The sequence below is a fragment of the Chryseobacterium sp. MMO-72 genome (assembly GCF_037146035.1).
Classification (GTDB): domain Bacteria; phylum Bacteroidota; class Bacteroidia; order Flavobacteriales; family Weeksellaceae; genus Chryseobacterium; species Chryseobacterium indicum.
The window spans coordinates 138,608-160,518 of the sequence record NZ_JBBCWG010000011.1; the positions used below are offsets into that span (position 1 = coordinate 138,608).

19 protein-coding genes and 1 riboswitch are annotated in these 21,911 nt (G+C 36.3%); of the genes, 11 read left to right on the forward strand and 8 right to left on the reverse strand.

Features of this window, described 5'->3' with window-relative positions; genetic code table 11:
- The first annotated feature begins 22 nt into the window (after positions 1-22).
- The 3 genes from WFH39_RS15225 to WFH39_RS15235 all read left to right on the forward strand — a co-directional run bounded on the left by WFH39_RS15225 (position 23) and on the right by WFH39_RS15235 (position 5,200).
- The gene (locus WFH39_RS15225; RefSeq protein WP_336690477.1) at positions 23-1,444 is read left to right on the forward strand and encodes a CCA tRNA nucleotidyltransferase; all 1,422 of its coding nucleotides are present in this window, start codon (positions 23-25) and stop codon (positions 1,442-1,444) included.
- A gap of 407 nt (positions 1,445-1,851) precedes the next feature.
- Positions 1,852-2,895, forward strand: coding sequence for a hypothetical protein (locus WFH39_RS15230; RefSeq protein ID WP_336690478.1), 1,044 nt, complete (start codon positions 1,852-1,854; stop codon positions 2,893-2,895).
- Complete coding sequence (locus WFH39_RS15235; RefSeq protein WP_336690479.1) at positions 2,855-5,200, forward strand: hypothetical protein; 2,346 nt, start codon at positions 2,855-2,857, stop codon at positions 5,198-5,200. Before WFH39_RS15230 ends, WFH39_RS15235 begins: the two co-directional genes overlap by 41 nt.
- A gap of 58 nt (positions 5,201-5,258) precedes the next feature.
- Here the strand turns inward: WFH39_RS15235 and WFH39_RS15240 are convergent, their stop codons facing one another.
- The 3 genes from WFH39_RS15240 to cdd form a co-directional block, all read right to left on the reverse strand.
- Positions 5,259-6,302 (reverse strand): YncE family protein, encoded by a 1,044-nt coding sequence (locus WFH39_RS15240; protein ID WP_336690480.1) that lies wholly within the window; start codon positions 6,300-6,302, stop codon positions 5,259-5,261.
- A 16-nt stretch (positions 6,303-6,318) separates the two neighbouring features.
- Positions 6,319-8,148 (reverse strand): TonB-dependent receptor plug domain-containing protein, encoded by a 1,830-nt coding sequence (locus tag WFH39_RS15245; RefSeq protein ID WP_336690481.1) that lies wholly within the window; start codon positions 8,146-8,148, stop codon positions 6,319-6,321.
- 31 nt (positions 8,149-8,179) lie between these two features.
- A riboswitch (cobalamin riboswitch) is annotated at positions 8,180-8,356 on the reverse strand.
- 910 nt (positions 8,357-9,266) lie between these two features.
- Positions 9,267-9,749 (reverse strand): cytidine deaminase, encoded by a 483-nt coding sequence (gene cdd / locus WFH39_RS15250; protein ID WP_336690482.1) that lies wholly within the window; start codon positions 9,747-9,749, stop codon positions 9,267-9,269.
- Between the two features lie 98 nt (positions 9,750-9,847).
- On the opposite strand from cdd, the gene namA reads away from it, so the two are divergent.
- Genes namA through WFH39_RS15265 form a run of 3 tightly spaced genes read left to right on the forward strand, consistent with a single transcriptional unit; the run spans position 9,848 to position 11,582 of the window.
- Positions 9,848-10,900, forward strand: a complete 1,053-nt coding sequence (gene namA / locus WFH39_RS15255) for an NADPH dehydrogenase NamA (RefSeq protein ID WP_336690483.1) — start codon at positions 9,848-9,850, stop codon at positions 10,898-10,900.
- 38 nt (positions 10,901-10,938) lie between these two features.
- Positions 10,939-11,232 carry a DUF2752 domain-containing protein gene (locus WFH39_RS15260; RefSeq protein ID WP_336690484.1) on the forward strand — a complete coding sequence of 98 codons (294 nt, stop codon included), beginning with the start codon at positions 10,939-10,941 and terminating at the stop codon, positions 11,230-11,232.
- A 17-nt stretch (positions 11,233-11,249) separates the two neighbouring features.
- Positions 11,250-11,582 (forward strand): CCC motif membrane protein, encoded by a 333-nt coding sequence (locus WFH39_RS15265; protein WP_336690485.1) that lies wholly within the window; start codon positions 11,250-11,252, stop codon positions 11,580-11,582.
- A 70-nt stretch (positions 11,583-11,652) separates the two neighbouring features.
- Here WFH39_RS15265 and WFH39_RS15270 read toward each other — a convergent pair whose 3' ends face one another.
- Together WFH39_RS15270 and WFH39_RS15275 are read right to left on the reverse strand one after the other, a co-directional pair.
- Positions 11,653-13,713: an endonuclease gene (locus WFH39_RS15270; RefSeq protein WP_336690486.1), complete on the reverse strand. Its 2,061-nt coding sequence runs from the start codon at positions 13,711-13,713 to the stop codon at positions 11,653-11,655.
- A 139-nt stretch (positions 13,714-13,852) separates the two neighbouring features.
- Positions 13,853-15,388, reverse strand: coding sequence for an endonuclease (locus WFH39_RS15275; protein WP_336690487.1), 1,536 nt, complete (start codon positions 15,386-15,388; stop codon positions 13,853-13,855).
- 222 nt (positions 15,389-15,610) lie between these two features.
- Between WFH39_RS15275 and WFH39_RS15280 the strand changes: the two genes are divergently transcribed.
- Positions 15,611-15,925: a hypothetical protein gene (locus WFH39_RS15280; protein WP_336690488.1), complete on the forward strand. Its 315-nt coding sequence runs from the start codon at positions 15,611-15,613 to the stop codon at positions 15,923-15,925.
- A gap of 63 nt (positions 15,926-15,988) precedes the next feature.
- On the opposite strand, the gene WFH39_RS15285 is transcribed toward WFH39_RS15280, so the two are convergent.
- Positions 15,989-16,513, reverse strand: a complete 525-nt coding sequence (locus WFH39_RS15285) for a DUF4136 domain-containing protein (RefSeq protein WP_076396528.1) — start codon at positions 16,511-16,513, stop codon at positions 15,989-15,991.
- Between the two features lies 1 nt (position 16,514).
- The gene (locus WFH39_RS15290) at positions 16,515-16,697 is read right to left on the reverse strand and encodes a DUF5522 domain-containing protein (RefSeq protein ID WP_029294953.1); all 183 of its coding nucleotides are present in this window, start codon (positions 16,695-16,697) and stop codon (positions 16,515-16,517) included.
- 40 nt (positions 16,698-16,737) lie between these two features.
- Here WFH39_RS15290 and WFH39_RS15295 point away from each other — a divergent pair, with 40 nt between their 5' ends.
- The 4 genes from WFH39_RS15295 to hemL all read left to right on the forward strand — a co-directional run bounded on the left by WFH39_RS15295 (position 16,738) and on the right by hemL (position 20,636).
- Positions 16,738-17,064, forward strand: coding sequence for a hypothetical protein (locus WFH39_RS15295; protein ID WP_235129940.1), 327 nt, complete (start codon positions 16,738-16,740; stop codon positions 17,062-17,064).
- Positions 17,065-17,295: 231 nt separating this feature from the next.
- On the forward strand, positions 17,296-18,204 hold the full coding sequence (locus WFH39_RS15300) for a 1-aminocyclopropane-1-carboxylate deaminase/D-cysteine desulfhydrase (protein WP_336690489.1): 909 nt from the start codon (positions 17,296-17,298) through the stop codon (positions 18,202-18,204).
- A 15-nt stretch (positions 18,205-18,219) separates the two neighbouring features.
- Complete coding sequence (locus WFH39_RS15305) at positions 18,220-19,278, forward strand: glucosaminidase domain-containing protein (RefSeq protein ID WP_235129942.1); 1,059 nt, start codon at positions 18,220-18,222, stop codon at positions 19,276-19,278.
- 74 nt (positions 19,279-19,352) lie between these two features.
- A complete protein-coding gene (hemL, locus tag WFH39_RS15310; protein WP_336690490.1) occupies positions 19,353-20,636 on the forward strand; it encodes a glutamate-1-semialdehyde 2,1-aminomutase in 1,284 nt (427 codons plus the stop codon).
- 102 nt (positions 20,637-20,738) lie between these two features.
- Here hemL and WFH39_RS15315 read toward each other — a convergent pair whose 3' ends face one another.
- Positions 20,739-21,902: a hypothetical protein gene (locus tag WFH39_RS15315; RefSeq protein ID WP_336690491.1), complete on the reverse strand. Its 1,164-nt coding sequence runs from the start codon at positions 21,900-21,902 to the stop codon at positions 20,739-20,741.
- Positions 21,903-21,911 lie beyond the last annotated feature (9 nt).

Below are 21,911 nucleotides of genomic sequence, written 5' to 3' on the forward strand. Positions count from 1 at the left end.
AGCGGCATTATTGTATTACAAAATGAAAATTAATCTTACTCAAAATAAAAATTTAAAACTTTTTAAAATCATTTCGGAGGTTGCAGCCCGGAACAATCAGTCTGTGTATATCGTCGGAGGCTATGTACGGGATCTTTTGATGAAAAGAAAAGCATCAACGGATATTGATTTTGTGACCGAACAAAGCGGTATTGAACTTGCCCAAAACGTCGGAAAGGAAATTGATCCGAAAATGAAAGTTTCTGTTTTCAAAACGTACGGAACGGCGATGATCAAATACAAAGACCTTGAGCTTGAATTTGTAGGGGCGAGAAAAGAAAGTTATACCGAAAACAGCCGGAAACCGGAAGTGGAAGGCGGAACCATTGAGGACGATCAGAAAAGAAGAGATTTTACGGTGAATGCCATGGCAATTTCTTTAAATCAGGATAATTTCGGTGAACTGATCGATCCTTTCAACGGAATAGATGATCTGGAAAAAGGAATTTTAAGAACACCTTTAGAACCTGCTCAAACCTATTCTGACGATCCGTTGAGAATGATGAGAGCCGTACGTTTTGCTTCTACTTTAAATTTTAAAATTGAAGAAAATTCACTGGAAGCCATTAAGCAGGAAGCCGAAAGGATCAAAATTGTTTCGATGGAAAGAATCATGGTGGAATTTAATAAAATCATGCTTTCCAAAAAGCCATCCATTGGTCTGAAATTAATGGAACAGACAGGTTTAATGAAATTAATTATTCCTGAACTGATTGATCTGAAAGGAGTAGAAGAAGTGGAAGGACAAACCCATAAAGACAATTTTTACCATACTTTGGAAGTGGTAGACAATATTTCTGAAAACACCGATAATCTGTGGCTTCGTTGGTCTGCATTGCTTCACGACATCGGAAAAGCGCCAACCAAAAAATTCGTTGAAGGAACAGGATGGACATTCCATGGGCACGAGTTTTTAGGCTCAAAAATGGTAAAAACATTATTCCAGAGACTGAAACTGCCTTTAGGTCCGGACATGAAATATGTTCAGAAGATGGTAAAACTTTCGTCTCGACCGATTGCTCTGATTACCGATGATGCTTCGGATTCTGCGTTGCGAAGATTATTGTTTGATGCAGGAGAAAATATGGAAGATCTGTTTACCCTTTGTAAAGCCGATATTACGACCAAAAATTCTAAAAAACAGGAGAAATTCAAGAAAAATTTTGAATATGTTGCTGTTAAGATTAAAGAAGTTGAGGAAAAAGATCAGGTAAGAAACTTTCAGCCACCAATTTCAGGAGAAGAAATTATGGCAATGTTCAATCTGAAACCAGGTCGCGAGATTGGAATTTTAAAGGAAAAAGTAAAAGAAGCCATTCTGGAAGGCGAAATTGCAAATGACAGCGAGGAAGCGAGAACTTTTGTGATTGCGGAAGCGGAAAAGCTTGGATTGACACTTGCCTAAATGCTTTTCGGGACATTTGATTATAGTATTTTAGCTTTAATTTTCCTTATCAACATTCTTGTCTGGAAATTTAAAATAATTAAAAAACGCAACTGAATTTTATATCTGGTTGCGTTTTTATTTTTCGGATTTGTTATTCCGCTTTTATCTGTTGATTTTGAAATTGAAAAAGCGACAAAAGATCAGCCAATTGTTGATAATTTCACGCTTTTGTACACGTATTTCAGGTTTCCGGTCTGGTGGTTTATAGGGTGGTGGAGACTTTTATTTTAAGGAATTTGATCGCGAAAATAAAAGTATAATAAAACCTTAATGAAATGTTAATAAAATCTTAAAAAGGTATGGGTTTTGTTGTTACATTTGCGGAAATGTTTTAATTCAATTGTAACCTATTTAAAATTTTATTGATGAAAAATATCTTTTTAGTTGTCCCTCTTCTTTTCCTCATTCTTTCCTGTGAAAATAAGGTGGAAAAAGTTCATAATGCCTTTTACTATTGGAAAACAGATACGTATTCTGAAGTTTCTGTTCCCGAAAGAAATATGCTTGAACAGCAGAATGTCGAAAAGCTGTATGTAAAATATTTTGAAGTGGATTACACCGAAGCGATGGGAAGTTTTCCGATTTCAAAAACCAATGTAAGGCTATCATCTTACTGCGAAGAAAATTTACCGAAGAAATACACCGTTATCCCGACGGTTTACATTAAGAATATTGTATTAAAAAAAAGTTCGGAAAAGGATCTTGATAAACTGGCAGATAATGTAAACTTTCTCATCAATAAATTTACTAACGAGAAGTTTGACTCCATTGCTGTTAATGAAATTCAGATCGATTGTGACTGGACAGCTTCTACAAAAGACAGATATTTTTACTTTCTGAAAAAATTAAAGCCGATATCCCAAAAGGAAATTTCTGTTACCCTGAGATTGTATCCATACAAATATCCTGAAAAAATGGGAGTTCCGCCGGTTGATAAAGTTACTTTAATGTGCTATAATTTAATCAATCCTTTGGCGGATGATTCTAAAAATTCAATTTTAGATCTTAAAGAGATGGAAAGCTATCTCACTACGAAGAAAAAATATCCGCTGCATATGGATATTGCGCTTCCGTTATATTCCTGGATGCAGTTGTATCAGAACAATCAGTTTAAAGGAGTTTTATATAACGGAAATGATCTGAAAAAAGTACTGAAAGAAACAAAACCGCTGTGGTATGAAGTAACGAAAGATACCGTGATTGATTATAAGGATTATCTGAGAGTAGGAGATAAGATCAAATATGAAGAAATTACACCAGAACAAATCAATAAAGCTATTGCATTAATCAAGAAAAATATAAAGCTGGATAAAGAAATTACCGTATCACTTTTTCATTTAGATGCCAATCAGTTAAATAACTACACCAATGAAGAGATCAGCCATTTTTATAGCGATTTTACTAAGTAATCTGTTTTTTGCGTGTGGATTTTACCCCTACGGCGATGATGTACGGTTTTATTTTCTTGACCCAGATAATTTTTCTTATCAGGAATATCGGTCTTTTTACTATTCATCTCTTTATTTTGGCTATAATAATGACGGTGAAGAATTTGAAATTAAAGATTTGCAGAATGAAGTTCTTTGGAGAAAATACTGTAAGAATAAAGTTTCAATAGATGAAATTAATTTTGCTCTGGAAAAATATGGTTTTTCGGATATCAATGAAAAAAGCAGCAACGCTTTTATAAAATATTTATATTCAGTTAAAGATAATGAAGCAATTAATTATCTGAAATTTGCCAAAAACTGTGAGTTTTTCAATTCATGGCAGGAAGATCCGTGGGAAAGAAATGAAAATACGGCGGCTCAGAAGAGAACAGTTTTATTACATCAGGCAATTGCTTTAGCTTCCAAAACCAAAAATTCAGAGATCAGAAAAAGATATGCGTTTCTTGCGGTTCGTCTCGCTTTTTACAATGGGGATATGAAGTCTTTGGCGAAGATTTATGCTCAATATTTTTCTGTGGAAAAAGCAAATGATATTATTGATATTTGGGCTTTGTATTTTAAGGCAATCGAAGAGAAAAATCAGGGGCTTAAAAATATTTACTTTGCCAGAGTTTTTGCCAAATGTCCCGAAAAGCGTTTTGTTTCATGGCAGGCTTTTGATCATAAATTATTAAAAGAGGAGGTCTTGCAATCGATAGATGATCCAAAAGATAAAGCGCGGGTTTTAATGATGTACAGCATCTACAATTCCGGTAAAAATATCGATAATCTTAAAGAAATTTATGCCTGCAATTCTAATTTTGACGGACTGGGCTTTTTGGTGTCACGCGAGATCAGTAAACTGGAAGACTGGATTTTTACACCTTATTATTCTTTGTTTGAGCCAGCCATTCCGGATTCCGGATATAGTTCTCAGTATGACCAGGAATATCAGTCGGTAAGAAATGTCTTTGGAAGAGTGGAAGCGGACAGAGAATATGCAAAAGAACTTTTAGAGTTTATCAATTCCGCAGATTTATCGAAGGTACAGAATCCTGATTTCTGGAAGTTTGCCAAAGCTGAACTTTTATTCATGACGAAAAATTATTCTGAAAGTCTGAAGCAAATCAGCAATCTGGAAAAAACGTTGCCGGCAGATTCTAAAATCCGGGAAAATGCAGAGCAGATTAAGGCGTTAAATCTTTTTGCAGATCAGACTTACGGAAAAGCTGTAATTCCTGATGCCGCAAAAGAAATTATCATTAAAAACAGAAAAAACGAACGGTTTATTTTTGCATTGGGAAGAGAACTAGAATATCTCGGAAATACGGATGATGCAGCACTTTTGTATGCTTCTCTGGATGAGAGGCTAAACAGTTTGGTTTATTTCAAATCGTTAAAAAGTGACCGTCATACTTACGGAGATTATTTTGTAAATTATTTTAATTATATGGATGCAGTCTATTCTCCTGAACAGGTGCAGAGTTTCATTAAAAAGACTGAAAAAGTAAATTCAGGAAACGATTTGTTTTTTAGTAATTTTAAAATGAACCAACAGTCGGTTAATAATCTGTACGATCTTCTGGGAACAAAATATATAAGACAGAATAAACTGAATTCAGCCTTACATATATTTAAAAAACTGGGTGCAGAATATTACGAAGCGCAGAATACACTTTGGGAGAACGATGGAAAAGACAGTTATTCTGCATCAGCTAAAATTTTTGATCAGAATCCTTTCTATCATCTAAAATATACTCCGAATTTTATAGAGGAAAAGGAAAAATTCAGAGTAACTAAATTATCTGTAACCCAAAAACTAATCGAATATCTCGACAAAGCTAATAATCCACAGGAAAAAGACAGGGATTATTACTATTTTCTGGTTGCCAACTGTTACTACAATATGTCGCAGTATGGGAATGCATGGATGATGAAAAGATACTTCGTAAGTTCCGCAGGAAATTTTTCTATCCGTGAAGATAATGAGGAATTTAATACGGCTGGTCTGGCAAAATTATACTACGGAAAAGCTATGGAAAACGCGAAAACTGAAAAATTTAAAGCGTTATGTCTCAGAATGCAGGGAAGGTGTGAAAATTATAATTATGATTTTAATGGTGAGGAAAATTCTGACAGTTTTTCCCGATCCGATGACTATGAAGACAGAAGACTCGAAAAAAACAGATATTATCAGGATCTTAAAAGTAAATATGCAGGACAGTATGAAGATATGATGAGCGGATGCGAATTTTTTGAGGATTACTTTAAGGCAAGACGTTAAAAGATTACGGCGGAGCTGAAAGCTCCGCCGTAATCTTTTAATATTATTTCAAAAAAAATTAATTCATATAAGTGGCATTAGATCCGATTCCTGTTACGAATTTTTTCAGAACTGTTCCCGAAGTATTGTATACCGTAACTTCTGACGGGGCTGTAAAATTCTTCACATCAGACGCAAAGATTTTCCCGTCTTTTACAGAGAAACCATACAGCGTAAAATATTGTCCTCCGTCTACAAAATTGATAAGTGGAGTAGAAGGAGCCGTTGTTGCATTCATATCCATTGTGTAAATCTTGTTGGAAGAGGTGAAATAGTATTTTCCGCCATCAATTTCAAGGTTTCTTGCATTGGCGATGCCGGTTAAGGTTGTAGTTTTTGTAATGGTTCCTGCTGGAGAAATTTCATAAATGTAAGAATTAGATGTTCCTGAAGCAATTACGTACACATTGTTATTGTAACTGATGGTTTTTTCGATTTCACCATTTGGAACAGAAACTGTGTTGATGATCTCATTGGTTGAAGTATTGATTCTTGTAAGCGTACTTCCGTAGCTGTAAGTAGCATTCTGAACAAATACCGTTCCTCCAGCTTCAACCACTCTTTCCGCTGTAGAAGTTGACGCGAAAGGAATTTTCTTCACAAAAGAAAGATCAGAAAGCTTGTAAACATTCACATATTTTGCTCCGTTATACTTATCGTTGGAAACATAAAGATTTCCGTTGCTGATCGTCATGTATCTTGGATTATCCAGCTGAGCCGTAATTTCTCCGGTTTTTTTGAAATTATAACGGTTAACAACCTGTACTTTATTCGAATTGTTCAGAAGCAAAAAAGCTCTGTCGTCACTGAATGTGATCGTCTGTAAAACATCACCCAGATTTTCGTTATTATTTTTCTTATAAATATCGTTTTCCAATACAGAAAGATCTTTAGAAATAAAAGAAACACTTGCTGTAGGCGTTCCGAAGTTTCCTTCATTCGCAATAAAATATCCGTTTTCATAATCACCTCGCGACGGCATTACATATTCATCATCACTACATGAAACATTAATCACAAGGATCAAAGCCAGTAAAAGCTGAAAAAGTCTGTTGAATTTCATAATATAATAATTGATTTTAAAAATTTAAGTTGATGTAAAAACTGTAGTTTCTTTTAGGTAAAGGATAATAAGCCATCGTTTCATAGATCTCGTCGGTAATATTATTTACCCTCAATCCTAAAGTATACTTTTTAGCAACCGTTGCAGACAATCCTGCATTCAGGACGAAATATGGTTTTATAAGATAATCGTTATTCTCATCAGAAGTGGTAAAAGTTTTACCGTTGAACAGTCCCTGAACATACAGATTCATGAATTTATAATGATAATCTGCATTCCCGAAAACCTTATGAAGAGGAACATACATCAGCTGATTTTTCGTCTCAATATCTACAGATCTCGTATAGCTGTATCCCGTATTTATTTTTAAAGAATGTTCCTTTGAAAACTTGTGCTGAAACCCAATTTTAGACTCAAGACCATAAGATTCAACATTTCTTACGTTTCTTGGTGACCAATATCCCAGAGAAGTAGGAATCCACTGAATCATATCCTTTATTTTCATGTAATAAGGCGTGAGACTCAACATGAATTTTCCAAACGTCAATTCGTGATTCATTTCAGTCTGCAAAGACGTTTCTGCCTTCAGATCCAAATTTCCGCCTGGATTCCAGTAAAGATCATTAAAAGAAGGAAATCTGAAATTCTTTGAAAAACTTGTCCCTAAACTATACCAGTCAGAAACCTTCCATTTGCCTGAAAAAGAATAGAGTAAAGGCGATTCTATATTTTCAATAAAATCCTTCTTGATTCCGGCTTCCAGTCTCAGCTTCTGGGTAGGGAAATATCTCAACAATCCTGCAACAGAATAAATATTTCTCTTTACATCCTCAATTCTGGATTGATAGCCCTCTCCTTTATTGATCTGATACTCCCCAATAACATTAACATTCAGTTTAGGCGTGATGAAATAATTGAAATCATCTTTAAAAATCAGATTTTTTCCCGTTCCGCTACTGGTTTTAGGAGCTTCAAAAACACCGAAATACTGGAAATTTTCTTCCGTGTAAGCCGCTTTCAGGCTGTTTGAAATCGATTTTGAATTAATATCGTGGGTAAGAAGGCTTCGGAAAGTCTGCGCTGCATATTTCGTACGATTGCCGTTTTCCGTGAAGATCGGATAATTCTGTTCCGCATCATACAACTGGCTTTGCCAAGAAATTTTCTGATTTCGGGCAATTTTGTAACTGAAGCCAATGTTCGCTGTACCGTTAAAATATTTACCGTTTCGGTTGATATACTGCTTTTCAGGAACCTCATAATTATTTTGACTGATGAAATAATTTCCGGATGCCTTAAAACTGAAATCCGCATTGCTGAAAGAAGTTTTAAAATAATTCTGGAACGTCTCATAAGAAGCCACTTCACTATGTAAAGTTGCATGAAACCCCTCATTAAATTTCAGTTCATTGTTAAGGTGAATACTTCCTCCGATCGCTCCGCTTCCGTAAACCACACTTCCGCCGCCGGCTTTCACTTCAAGCGCATCATAACCGAAAATCGCGATATTATTAACATCTCCCTGTCCTAAAAGAACAGAATTGATGTTAATTCCATTCCACACAAAAGCAGTCTGCTGCGCCGTTGTTCCCCTGAAAGAAGGCGAAGAAACCGCGCCACGTCCATTTTCCTTAATGTAAACAGGTGACTGAAAACGTAACGTCTCAGAAAGATTCGCGGAGTTTTTTTCGATATCTTTGGGAGTAATTGTAGTAACCGGATGAAAAAGTTTTACCTTATTCATCTGGTTGTCAAAAACATAAACGGTGTCAATAGTTTTCTCCTGCGCGTAAAGAAAACAACCGTATGATGCAAAAAGCAGTACTAAAGATCTTTTTAAAGCCATTCCTATTTTACTTTTCCTCCGAAAGCAATGTTTTTAAGATTACATTTTGGCAGGTCTCCTGACTTTCGCTTTCTACACCTTCCCGTTTTCACAGTGGTTTTATCGTAGAAATCTTATATGCGATTTACAGTTGCGGGGACAGTTTGGGATTTTCGCCCAATTCCCTTTTCATTCCAAATTAATGGAAACCAAAATTTTTGCAAAGATAACTTTTTTAATTTATTGACAAAAAAAATACCCATTAAGTATCTTTTTAATAAAACAATGATTTGTTGCATTACATACGAAAAACAATTTCAGGAGCCTTTTCCAGCTTTCGCTACTCGCTTTTTTTTGATTCGGCGGCGGCAAAAGCCGCCGCCGAATCAAAAAAAGAGCTCAGACATGCCGCTCAATCTGGGCTAGGAAAATAAAACCGCAGAAAATAAACAGTTTTTATAAAATTCAGATTCTATTGAAAAATAAATAATCATTTTTAGCCAGAATTATTTAAAATGTATTAAAATCTTACTTTAAGTTTCTTTAAATTAATTTTAAATTTAACCTAAAGAATACAAAAGACATTATTTAAAGTATTTCAAAAGTCTGCAAAGAGAAAAAATCTTTGATTTTTTAAACCTATGTGCTCTTTTTTTTCCATTGAAGGACTAAACTTAAAAAACTAAAGGGTTTAAATCTTTTGCCTCTTTTGTGGTAAAAAATTTAAGCAGGTTATTTAATTACTTTAAAATAAACATCATTAAAGAAGAAAATCATAGATTTTTAAATACTAATGTGTTCTTCTATTCTAAATACGCATCATTCAAAATCTCATATGATGAAAGAAAGTCCCTTCTTAAAAACTTTCCCTTAAATAAAAATCCAAACAGAAGTAAAGAGTTTGTTTAAACTTTTTAAAATAAAAATATTCTTATTGGGAAAACGCTAAGGTGAAAGGTTTGATAAAATTTCTATTCTTTTAAGAAGCAAGGAGAAAATCAAAAATTATCTTTTATAATGCTGATAAAATTTTATCGCAGATAAAATCCTTGCGCCTTAAAGCACACTATCTTAAACAATTTTGCGACTTTGCGAAAATCCAACCTGAATTCATCTATTCTATTATTTAAACATTTTAACTATAAAAAAGTACCGTCAAAATAAAACGGCAAAAGATCTTTAATAGAATTTACCTTCACCACCTCATCATTCAGATTAGAAAAATAAAGCTCAATATTTTCATTCTGCTTCGTTTCATATTCAATAATACTCTGTCTGCACGATCCGCATGGAGGAATCGGTGGATTTTTCTCAGAAAACTCCTTTGGTCCGCCTACAATAAAGATTTTCTTTATTTTTTCAGACGGAAAATTTGCCCCGATCCAGAACAAAGCCGTTCTCTCAGCGCAAAGTCCGGAAGGATATGCCGCATTCTCCTGATTGTTTCCGGTATAAATTTCTCCGTTTTCCAGAAGCACAGAACAGCCAACCAAAAAGTTAGAATAGGGAGCATAAGCGTTCTCGCGCGCTTCTTTTGCTTTTGCAAATAATTTTTTTTCTATATCGTTCAGTTCAGCGTTATTGTTGAAATATTCGTAACTGATATGAGTTTCTTTTTTCATATATTGTGGGTTTAAAAAAAGGGGGATAAATTTACTTCTTTTTCATGAAGTGGGCAATATTATCTCATTCTTTAAAATTTCAAAAAATCAGATCAAAAATGTTATACACTCCAATCAGATTCAGAAATGTTGAATTGAAAAACCGTTGGGTAATGTCTCCAATGTGTATGTATTCTTCCGAAAACGGATTAGCCAACGATTTCCATTTTGTACATTACGGAAGCAGAGCGCAGGGCGGAACCGGACTAATCATCCTTGAAGCAACGGGCGTAGAACCGCGCGGAAGAATTACCAACCATTGTATGGGAATCTGGAATGACGAACAGGCAGAAAAGCTCAAGAAAATTGTAGAATTTGTACACCAGAACTCAGAAACCAAAATAGGCATTCAGCTTGCGCATGCCGGAAGAAAAGGATCTACATGGAACAATGTACAGATCCCGATAGAAGAAGGCTGGGAAACCATCGCACCCAGTCCGATTCCGTATCATCCGACCGAAAGAATTCCACATGTTTTAACCATCGAGGAAATCAAAGAACAGGTTGAAAACTTCAGACAGGCAGCAAGAAGATCTGTAGATGCAGGTTTCGATGTAATAGAAATTCACGCGGCACATGGTTATCTTATCCATCAGTTTTTATCACCTCTTTCTAATATCAGAACCGATGAATATGGCGGAAGTTTTGAGAACAGAGTACGATTTTTAATTGAAATCGTAGACGCAGTTAACGAAGAATTAAATGAAAACGTTGCCTTATTTGTAAGAATTTCCGGAACAGAATACGCAGAAAACGGCTGGGAAATAGAAGACAGTGCCGAACTTGCTAAAATCCTTAAAAACCATTCCGTTGATCTTGTTGATGTTTCCAGCGGAGGAAATATTCACGGAGTAAAAATTCCGGTTCACGAAGGTTATCAGGTTCCGCTTGCTTCAAAGGTAAAAAATGATTCAGAAACAAAAACAGGAGCAGTAGGATTAATTACGAGAGTCAATCAGGCAGAGGAAATTCTGCAGAAAGGAGAGGCAGATTTAATTTTCATCGCCAGAGAAAGCTTAAGAAATCCTTACATCGCCGTTCAGGGTTCCTTTGAAATGGATGAAGACTGCTTTTTTCCGCATCAGTATTTAAGAGCAAAAATTTCTAAATAATTTTTTTATATATTTGAGAATCATAACCCTGCATTACAATGAAAATAGAAGACTTTATGCTGCCTTGTCCCATCAAGAAATTCTTTGGAATCGATTGTTTTGGGTGCGGAACGCAGAGAGCTATCGTCATGGTTTTTGAATGCAGATTTGGCGAAGCATTTCATATGTTTCCTGCAGTCTACACTTTATTGCTTTTTTTCGGAACGGTCTTTCTGAATTTTATAGACAGAAAACGCAATTACAGTAATATTTTGGTTTTTCTTGCCATTATCAATGCCGTCATTATGGTTACTTCTTATTTTTATAAACATTTATACTTACCTATACATTAATCAATTAAATTATAACTATGGAACAACAAAAATTACCTAACGCAACGGCGGTATTAATCTTGGGAATTGTATCAATTGTCGGGTGTTGCTGTTACGGACTTCCGGGACTTATTGCAGGGATCATTGCATTGGTTCTGGCTAAAAAAGACGGAGAACTCTACAGAAAAAATCCGGCGGCTTATTCAAATTACGGACAATTGAATGCCGGAAAAATAATGGCAATCATCGGAATTGTATTAAGTATTTTATACGTAGTTTACGTTGTTGTCATGATTTCTACTATTGGCTGGGACGCTATGAAAGACCCGCAATTGATGCAGGAAAGAATGAGAGAACTGATGGGTAAATAATTGCTCATTAATTTAAAAATAAAAGCCTTCTTTCAACCGAAAGAAGGCTTTATTGTTCTTAAAAGAAAATTTATTTCACAATAAACTTCAGTGAAGAAGCATCTAATTTTAGAATATAAATTCCCTGCTCCAGATTTTTAATTTTAATTGAGTTTTTACTGTTTTTAAAAGGCTGATCTATTGTCTGCATTACTTTTCCGTGAAGATTATAGATCTCCGCTTTCTTAATATTCTGCGTTTCTCCTTTTACAAAAACTTCATTATTGGAAACAGGATTTGGCGAAACCTGTAATGTATTCTGAGCTGAAATGGTTTCAGTAGAAAAACTTTGAACCTGCTTTGCCGTTCCCGAATAACACGTCCAGCTCAGATCATCAAGAGCAACTCTGTTGGTGGTAGAATTATTTTCTAAAGTTACCACCACATTCCCCGGAATATTAATATTGCTTATTGTGATGGTTGCTGCGCTGATGTTGTAAGGAATTGTTCCTACAGCCGTTCCGTTTACTTTAACGGTGAAAGTTCCGTTAGAACCTGTAAATTTCAGTTGAGTAGTTACAGTCAGTGATCCAATTCCATTCGCTGAACTGCTGGATGTTAACGCGCCGTCTCTTATTGTAATCGCTTTGTTGGAAATCGTCTGATCCGTTCTTGCATCCGTTGCTGTCCACGTAATGCCGTTGTTTGTCCATGTTCTCGTTAAATATCCTGTTGTACCTGCAGGAATATTTTCAAAATTTTCATAGACGCAATTTGTCGGAGGAGGAACCGCATCCGTAGTTCCCGAAACTGTAGAGCTGTTGGCTGAAGAATTTCCTGCAGCATCTTTAGCAATCACATTAAATGTATAAGTGGTGGATGCATTTAAGCCTGAAATGGTCGCAGAAGTTGCACTTACCGATGTTTTTAAATTTCCGTTCATGTAGACATCATACGAAGTAACGCCAACATTATCTGACGAAGCATTCCATGACAGCGAAATGCTGCTTGGCGAAGTTCCCGTAACCGCAAGACCGGTAACAGTGGAAGGAGCCTGTGTATCGATCGGGGCATAGGTTGTACCTGAAACAATAGAGCTGTTAGGAGATGAATTTCCTGCTGCATCTTTCGCTACAATATAAAAAGGATAAGTGGTGGAAGGACTTAATCCGGAAATAGTTGCAGAAGTGGAGCTTACTGTTGCCTGTAAATTTCCGTTCATATACACATTATACGATGTAACCCCGACATTATCGGTTGAAGCATTCCATGAAAGCGAAATGCTGCTTGAAGTAGTTCCGGAAACACTAAGCCCTGTCACTGTTGTCGGAGCCTGTGTATCTGCGGGAGCCCAGATCTGGTTTACATAATTCGGATTATCGATGAAAGGATTTCTGTTTCCCTGATAAGCATAGGTAGCATTGTTCCGGTTGATTTCCGCCTGAGAAACAGGATCCTGATTGTGCCAAGCCAGCAGAACATTAAGTTCCCAGGTCTGCAACCCCGGAAAAGCAGAATTACCTAAAATATCTCCAGAAGAAAATGTAGCAAGCTTACTCTGATAGCGGGTTACAAAATAAAAAATCATTCTTGCCACATCCCCTTTAAATTCATTAACAGGTTCAAAAACAATCCCTGAATATCCGGGTGAAGCAGAACTTCCAAGTTTAGAACCGTTAGACGATAGCGAAGTCGCAGTTCCTACGATTCCAAAAGGATAATCTGCCCTCATGGCATTTACTTTTCCGTCTGTTGCTCTGATGAAATTGATGTCGGAATACATCGGCGAAGCAGAATTAAATAAGCTCTGAGGAATAATATGTTCTCTGTTATAGCAATTTCCTTCTTCTGTATACGTTCCGCATTGGTTGGTTACAGGAATAAAATTGTAAGGATCTGCGCCGGTCGGATTTTCAGAATAAATATCCAGAATAGAACCGTCATTTTCATAATTCTTATCGATATCGGTTATTTTAAAACCTGTCCAGAGTGCGTTATAGCCCTTGTCCTGATGACCGTTCGTGATGATTGAACTCAGTGCTGTTTTCAGAGAAGCTCCGGAAAGTCCGTTTGCCGAATTGTAATAGCCCGCAGGAGCCTGAGCATTTGCTAAAACCGAAGCAAAGCCCAAAATGAATAACTGTTTTTTCATGGTAAATTTTTAAGATCGTAATATTACCATAAAATTTATGAATATAGAATTACAGAATCGTTAATTTTTAATAAGATTCATACAAATAAAAGCCTTCTCTCTATTGAAAGAAGGCTTTTGTTATTTATTAAGCTAAATTTTATTTCACAATAAACTTCAAAGAAGAAGCGTCTAATTTTAAAATATAAATTCCCTGCTCGAGATTTTTAATTTTAATAGAATTTCTACTGTTTTTAAAAGGCTGATCGATGGTCTGTATTACTTTTCCGTGAAGATTGTAGATCTCTGCTTTCTTAATATTCTGCGTTTCTCCTTTTACAAAAATTTCATTATTGGAAACAGGATTTGGCGAAATCTGTAATGTATTCTGGTCAGAATTTGATGCTGAAGAAATACTTGGAGCCTGTCTTGCAGTTCCCGAATAACAGGTCCAGCTCAGATTATCGATGGCAACTCTGTTGGTTGTAGAATTGTTTTCTAAAGTTATAACAACGTTCCCCGAAACATTAATATTGCTGATAGTGGTTGTTGTTGCAGAAGTATTGTAAGGTACGGTTCCTACCGCTGTTCCGTTTACTTTAACGGTGAAGGTATCGTTAGAACCTGTAAATTTCAGTTGCGTGGTAACAGTCAGAGATCCGATTCCATTCGCTGAACTGCTTGAAGTTAACGCGCCGTCTCTTATCGTGATTGCTTTGGTGGAGATCGTCTGATCTGTTCTGGAATCTGTTGCTGTCCATGTAATACCATTGTTCGTCCATGTTCTTGTTAGGTACGAAGCTGAACTTTCAGCTGGAATTGTTTCAAATGTTTCATTGCCGCAGCTTGACGAACTTGGTGGAGTGGATGAACCTCCGGAACCGGAAGCGGAACCCCAGATTTGGGTCACGTAATTCGGATTATCGATAAAAGGATTTCTGTTTCCCTGATAAGTATAAGAAGCATTATTTCTGTTAATTTCTGCCTGAGAAACGGGATCCTGATTATGCCATGCCAATAAAACATTTAATTCCCACGTCTGTAAACCCGGAAAAGCAGAACTGCCCAACATATCTCCGGATGTAAAAGTAGAAAGTTTGCTTTGGTATCTCGTAACAAAATAAAATATCATTCTTGCCACATCGCCTTTAAACTCATCGATAGGTTCGAAAACTGTTCCGGCATATCCTGAAGAAACAGAATTTCCCAACTTAGAGCCGTTCTTTGAAGTAAATGTTGCGGTTCCCACTTTCCCGAAAGGATAATTGGAGCGCATTCCGTTTACTTTTCCGTCAGTTGCTCTGATGAAATTAATATCCGATACCATGGGTGAAGCTTGATTAAATAAACTCTGAGGGATAATATGTTCCCGATTGTAGCAGTTTCCTTCAACAGAATACGTTCCGCACTGGTTCGTAACCGGCGTAAATTTATAAGGATCTGTACCCACAGGTTTTTCCGAATAAATATCCAGAATAGAACCGTCATTTTCATAATTCTTGTCGATGTCAGTGGTTTTATAAGCAGTCCATAGTCCGTTGTAACCCTTGTCCTGATGTCCATTGGTAATAATGGTACTTAAAGCTGTTTTTAAAGAAGCTCCGGAAAGTCCGTTTGCCGAATTGTAATATCCCGAAGGAGCCTGAGCATTTGCTAAAACAGAAGCAAATACAATCATTAGTAATTGTTTTTTCATGTCAAGATTTTAGACTTTAAGATTACTATAATTTTATCAAAATAAAATTACGGAATTGTTAATTTTAATTATGCATAGAATTGTATACGGTGTTAAATCTTTACTTTTTATTAAGAATAAAGTTGTTCTGAATAGTTATTGCATACTTTTTTTGCGAAAAAAGATGACTTTTCAAAATTATTTTTGGCAGATATTTTGTGTTATTCTTTAAAAATCACCATTATGAATCACAAAATAAAAATTGCACTGGCATTAATTACCGGCGGAACTTTGGTTTATCTTAGCCGAAAGCTGAAAAACTCAAAGAACGAACCTGAAACTTTCACAGGAGAAGACGGCAAAGTCTATCAGAAAGATGAAACTTACTTTACAGCAGACGGTAAAATATACAAAAACGGAAAAGAAGTTCATTTTAAAACACCTGAAACATCAGAAAAAACTTCAAATCAAAAATTTCAGCAGGAAACGATTCAGAAAAATTATGAAGTTCATCCCCAAAATGTCGGCTATCATCATAAAGGAACCAGACATCACTAATTCAATAAAAAAGTCAATGCAGTTACGGCATTGACTTTCTTATATATTTGATTGATTTATATCTTATTTCATCGGAGGATAATTCTTCATGATTTCCGCCATGATCTCAGGAATTTGCTTTTGTTTCGCTTTAGGTCTGTCAACAGAAATTCCGCTTCCGATTCCCTGCCAAACCAGTTTATTGGTTTTTGCATCTACCAGATCCACAATAATGGCTCCTTCATTATAATTGCTCGTCCATGTTCTGTTCATGCCGATTCCCCATCCGAAAGGTCCGCCCCAACCCCAGGCTCCGTAAGGTGAAGTAGTGGTAACGTCCGTTACTTTTTTATGGTTTGCTTTTACATTTACAATCAGATCAGGATTTTCTCCGGATTGAAGACCTTTGCTTTGAAGCTGTCTCGAAAGCTCATTCAAAACTCTGTCTTTATCAATATCATTTAGTTTTAAATCATCAATTCTTAATTTATAAGTTTTGTATGAATTAAAATTTGCCGTGTCCGCATAGTCAGAACGTACGTTGAAAGGACTGCAAGACGTTAAACCCAAAGTAGCCGAAGCCAACAGTAAGAAGATATATCGCTTCATTTTATTTATTTTTTTTATCGTTTTTAATAAATGTATCGGTCTTTTTATCGTATCCGTAAGGACAATGTCTACAGCCACTTTTACAGCAATGTCCTCTCTTCAGATGAAACTTTTCCGTAAAAACCTTATAACCCTGCTCGTTGTAGTAAAAGTCTTCACCTTCTTTGATGTCAAAAAGTGCCATAGGTTAAATCTCTAAGTCAAAAAACTTTATATTTGTTAGTATGATAATTATATGCCAAAAGCCTTTAAAAAAATTAAAAATCAACGGCATTGCTCTGTTCCCTTTTATCTTCATTAGGAATCCCGAAGATAAGAAAAATAAAATATTGATTAATCATGAAAAAATACATTTAAGGCAGCAGTTGGAAATGCTCATCATTTTTTTCTACATTTTTTATGTAATCGAATATTATTACTGGTTTTTTAAACTGAAAGACAGTTATCAGGCGTACAAAAGAATCTCCTTTGAAAGAGAAGCTTATTCCAATGAACATAATCTGAATTATCTCAGGAAAAGAAAATTCTGGAGTTTCAGAAAATATCTTTAAAATCTGGCAGCCGTTCGTCGATAATAGTTCTCAGAGATTAGATTTCCAATAACACGTCACAAAATTCCCCTCCTCTGGAGGGGTGGCGAAAATTCGAAAGAATTTTTGACGGGGTGGTTAAATAAGTAAAAATAAAATTACCCATCTTTATCTTCAATGATAAACCTCACCTGTCCAAAGCAAGACTAAACACCCAAAAAACACTATTTTTGTAAAATAGATTCAGCCTAAATGGTATTAAATGTTCCATCCGAAAAAATCCCGATTCAGGAAATTCCCATTGATAAAAAGGTAAAACTTTTCATGAAAAGGGAAGATCTAATCCATCCGCAGATTTCAGGAAATAAATACTGGAAGCTTTTTTTCAATGTTAATAATTATCTGTCCAGAAATCCTGCAAAACCCTACATCATTACTTTTGGTGGTGCATTTTCAAATCATATTTCTGCGGTTTCTGCGGTCGGAAATTTAGCTGGAATTCCGACTTTGGGAATTATAAGAGGAGAGGAGCTGAAAGACAAATGGCGCGATAATCCGACTTTACTTTTTGCTAAAAGAAACGGGATGAATCTGCAGTTTGTAACCCGCGAAGAATATCGCCACAAAGAAAAACTGACTGAATTTTTACAAAAAGAATTTCCGGAAGCGCTCATCGTACCGGAAGGAGGAACCAACGAAGCCGCTGTAGAAGGCGTAAAAATGATGCTGAATGACGATACAAAAGATTTTGATTATCTTTGCACCGCAGTCGGAACAGGAGGAACGGTTGCCGGAATTTTAAAATTCAGTGAAGAAAATCAGAAAGTTATCGGCTTTAAGGCGGTTGACGACGATTCGCTGGAAAATAAAATTTCAGAACTAACTTCTAAGAAAAATTTTGATCTAATAAATTCAAGTTTTGGAGGTTATGGTAAAATAAAGAATGAAAATATCCGTTTTATCAATGATTTTAGAGAGAAATACGGAATTCCGCTGGAGCCGGTTTATACAGGAAAGATGATGCAGAAAATTTTTGAATTAATTGATGAAGATTATTTTCCTGAGAACAGCAAGATCTTGTGCTTTCACACCGGCGGTTTGCAGGGGATTGAAGGAGCCAATTTGCTTTTAGAAAAACAGAACAGAAATTTAATTATATAATCTAAATTGAAAAACATGAAAAGACTTTTCACCATCGTAAGCCTTTTAGTTTTATCAAAATTCTCAGCCCAGACTTGGGCAACCGAAGATCAGTATATCCAGAAGTTTGCAAAATATGCAGTGGAAGAAATGGAAAAATACAAAATTCCGGCTTCCATCACGCTTGCACAGGGACTTTTGGAAACAGGAGGCGGACAAAGCCGATTGGCTCTGGAAGGGAAAAACCATTTCGGGATTAAATGTAAGGAAGACTGGACCGGAAAAACAATGAAGCACACCGATGACGCTCCGAACGAATGTTTCCGTGTTTACGACGATCCGCGACAGTCATATGAAGATCATTCCATCTTTTTATCCACAAGAAAATATTACGCTAATCTTTTCAATTTAGATATGAAAGATTATAAAGCGTGGGCAACAGGTCTTAAAAAAGCAGGGTATGCAACAAATCCACGTTACGCTTCCATATTAATTGGAAAAATAGAAAGGTATAAATTGTACGAATTTGACAATACCAATTCAAAAGAAGCTTTATACGCCGTTCTGAAACTGTATCCGGATCTGAAAGACGACAGAACTTTTATGGCTCAGCTGGAACCGGAAAAATATACCAGAAAAGTAAAAGAACCTGTAACTGTTGAAGTTCCTTACAAACAGACTTCTTACGCTCAGCAACAGAAAAGAGTGGAAAGAATTAAAACAAAAGCAGAAATTCTTAATACCATTTTAATTAAAAGTCACCCAAATGACGGATTAAAATACATCATCATTCCTGAAGATACTAACGTAGAATTTATTGCCAAAAAATTCAAGATCAGTGAAAGCAAACTGATGAAATGGAATGAACTGGAAAGTGATGTCCTGAAGAAAAATGAAATTGTTTTCCTTGAATCTAAAAACTCAGACGGAAATACTGCAACCTACAAAGCCGAAGCAGGCGAAGATATGCATGATATCGCCCAGAAATTCGGAATTAAATTAAATAAATTATACGCTAAAAATAGGATGGACGAAGGACAGAAACCTTCCGCCGGACAAGTAATTTATTTGATTGATAAAAAACCCAGAAATTAATTTTCGTTGATGGTTTATAGTTGTTGGTTGATGGTTAAAACTAACAGCTATAAACTGTTAACCAACAACTACATATGAAATATCAAAGAAGTTCAGCTTTATTCGAAGAAGCTTACAAATACATTCCGGGAGGGGTAAATTCTCCGGTGAGAGCATTCAAATCTGTAGGAGGAGTGCCTGTTTTTATGAAATCTGCAAAAGGAGCCTATCTTACGGATGCAGATGACAATACGTACATCGATTACATCAATTCGTGGGGACCTGCCATTTTAGGACATACACATCCTGAAGTTTTGGAAGAACTGAAAATTCAGGCTGAGAAAGGATTCTCTTTCGGAGCTCCGACAGAACTGGAAACGGAAATCGCAAAATTCATTACAGAAAATGTTCCGAATGTAGATCAGATCAGAATGGTTTCTTCAGGTACGGAAGCTTGTATGAGCGCGATCCGACTCGCAAGAGGTTTTACAGGAAGAGATAAATTCATAAAATTTGAAGGCTGTTATCACGGTCATTCAGATTCATTTCTGATAAAAGCGGGAAGTGGTGCGGCGACTTTCGGAAATCCGAATTCGCCGGGTGTAACGGCTGGAACGGCAAAAGATACTTTACTGGCAAGATATAATGATTTTGAGCAGGTTGAAGATCTTTTCAGACATAATCCGGGCGAAGTTGCAGCGGTTATTATTGAGCCGGTTGCCGGAAATATGGGTTGTGTTTTGCCGGAAAATGAATTCCTTCAGAAATTGAGAATAATCTGCGACGAAAACGGAGCTTTATTAATTTTTGATGAGGTGATGACCGGTTTCAGACTTGCTTTCGGAGGAGCTCAGGAACTGTACAATGTAAAAGCAGATTTGGTAACATACGGAAAAGTGATCGGAGGCGGACTTCCGGTAGGTGCTTTTGCAGGAAGAAACGAAATTATGGATCATCTGGCTCCAAAAGGAGGCGTTTATCAGGCAGGAACTTTAAGCGGAAATCCTTTAGCCATGAGAGCCGGACTGAAAACTTTACAGTTGATTAAAAATGATCCTGAATTCTTCAGCAGACTGGCAAAAACTACGGAAACCTTAGATTTTGAAATAGGTAAAATTTTAAACGAAAAAGGAATTGCCCACAAAATCAACAGAAAAGGATCGATGATGTCGGTTTTCTTCCATATCAATAGTGTTTCTAATTTTGATGAAGCTCAGGAAGCCAATCATGCATTGTTTAATAATTTCTTCCATCAGATGCTGCAAAACGGAGTTTATCTTCCGCCGAGCGGTTATGAGACTTATTTCATCAGTGATGCGATTAAAGACAGAGAAATAGATATGACGCTGGAAGCAGTTAGAAAATTCGAATATTCTTAGTTGAAAAAATATTAAAGGATCGATGATTTCAATCCTTTGTTGAAACAGCATCGGCTTCAGATTTATCTGAAGCCGATGTTTTTATTTTAGACCATAAACTTTTTACTGTAAAGTAGACCAGCCGATTGCCCAAGCCGGATTTCCCAATTTGTTTCCTGCTCCTAAAGCATCTGATTTCTCGTTGTAGGTATTGCTTAAAAGCGTTACATTGGAACCGGAAGTAGAAGTGGCAGTTACTTTATTCGTAACGTTCGTATCAAAAAAGGCATCTTTAATTTTACTTTGTCCGTTAAAATAAGTTACAGTAGGATCACTTTCAATAGAAAATCCGTTCGTCCAGTTAGAAACCACTACATTTTCAAAACTTGCATATGTTCCGGAATATAATCTGATGGCTTTGGATTCTCCCGAAGTTCCGCCTAAAAGCGTCACATTTTTAATAGTAGGTTTTGAGACCGGAGTTGCTGCAGTATTCGAAGCATTATTAAGTCCTTTTATTGCAGTATTTCCAGAACCGTTTGTTTTTCTTTTAGTGAAAATATTGGTAGCGGTTCCGATCCATCCGTCTGTCCATACAAAAGCATCATCCTCGCTTCCGATGGAGACAATATTGGAAAGATTTACCGTTCCTCCATACATCTGGATTCCGTCTTCAGCACTATTAATCAAAGCAACATTCTCAACTTTTGTATCGCTGCCAACTCCAAAAAGAGAAAGTCCGTTGAATTTTACACTGGTAGAAAAAGTGATTCCTGCATTTTCGATCTTTACATACGTCAGAGAACCGGAATTATCTGTTGCCGAAGTTCCTCCGTAAGCAGAATTTAAAATTTCAGAAGTATTGGCTGCACCGGTATTTACAGGAGCCTTTCCGCAAATAACAACGCCGCCCCAGCTTCCGGAAGTTTCTGTAGAAGAACGGAAAGAAACGGGTGAATTAAGGGTTCCGTTTGCAAAGAGCTGCCCTCCTTGTTGCACCAAAACATAAGATGATGCGCCCGCTGTGGCAACAATTCGCGTTCCCGCCGGAATAACAAGTTTTCCTCCGTTTTTTACAGTAACAGCACCGTTAAGTACGTATACTTTTGTGGCATCCAGTGTTACAACCTGTCCACTGGTAACTTCCCCCTTGAAATTACCCGGATCTTTTGCAATCCCTACCACCGGAATAGTGGCAACGTCATCATCTTCTTTATTACAGGAATGAACAACAAGTGAGGTACTTATAATAAGGGCTGCTAAAATATGCTGAAAGCGGTTTTTCATAATGTTTTT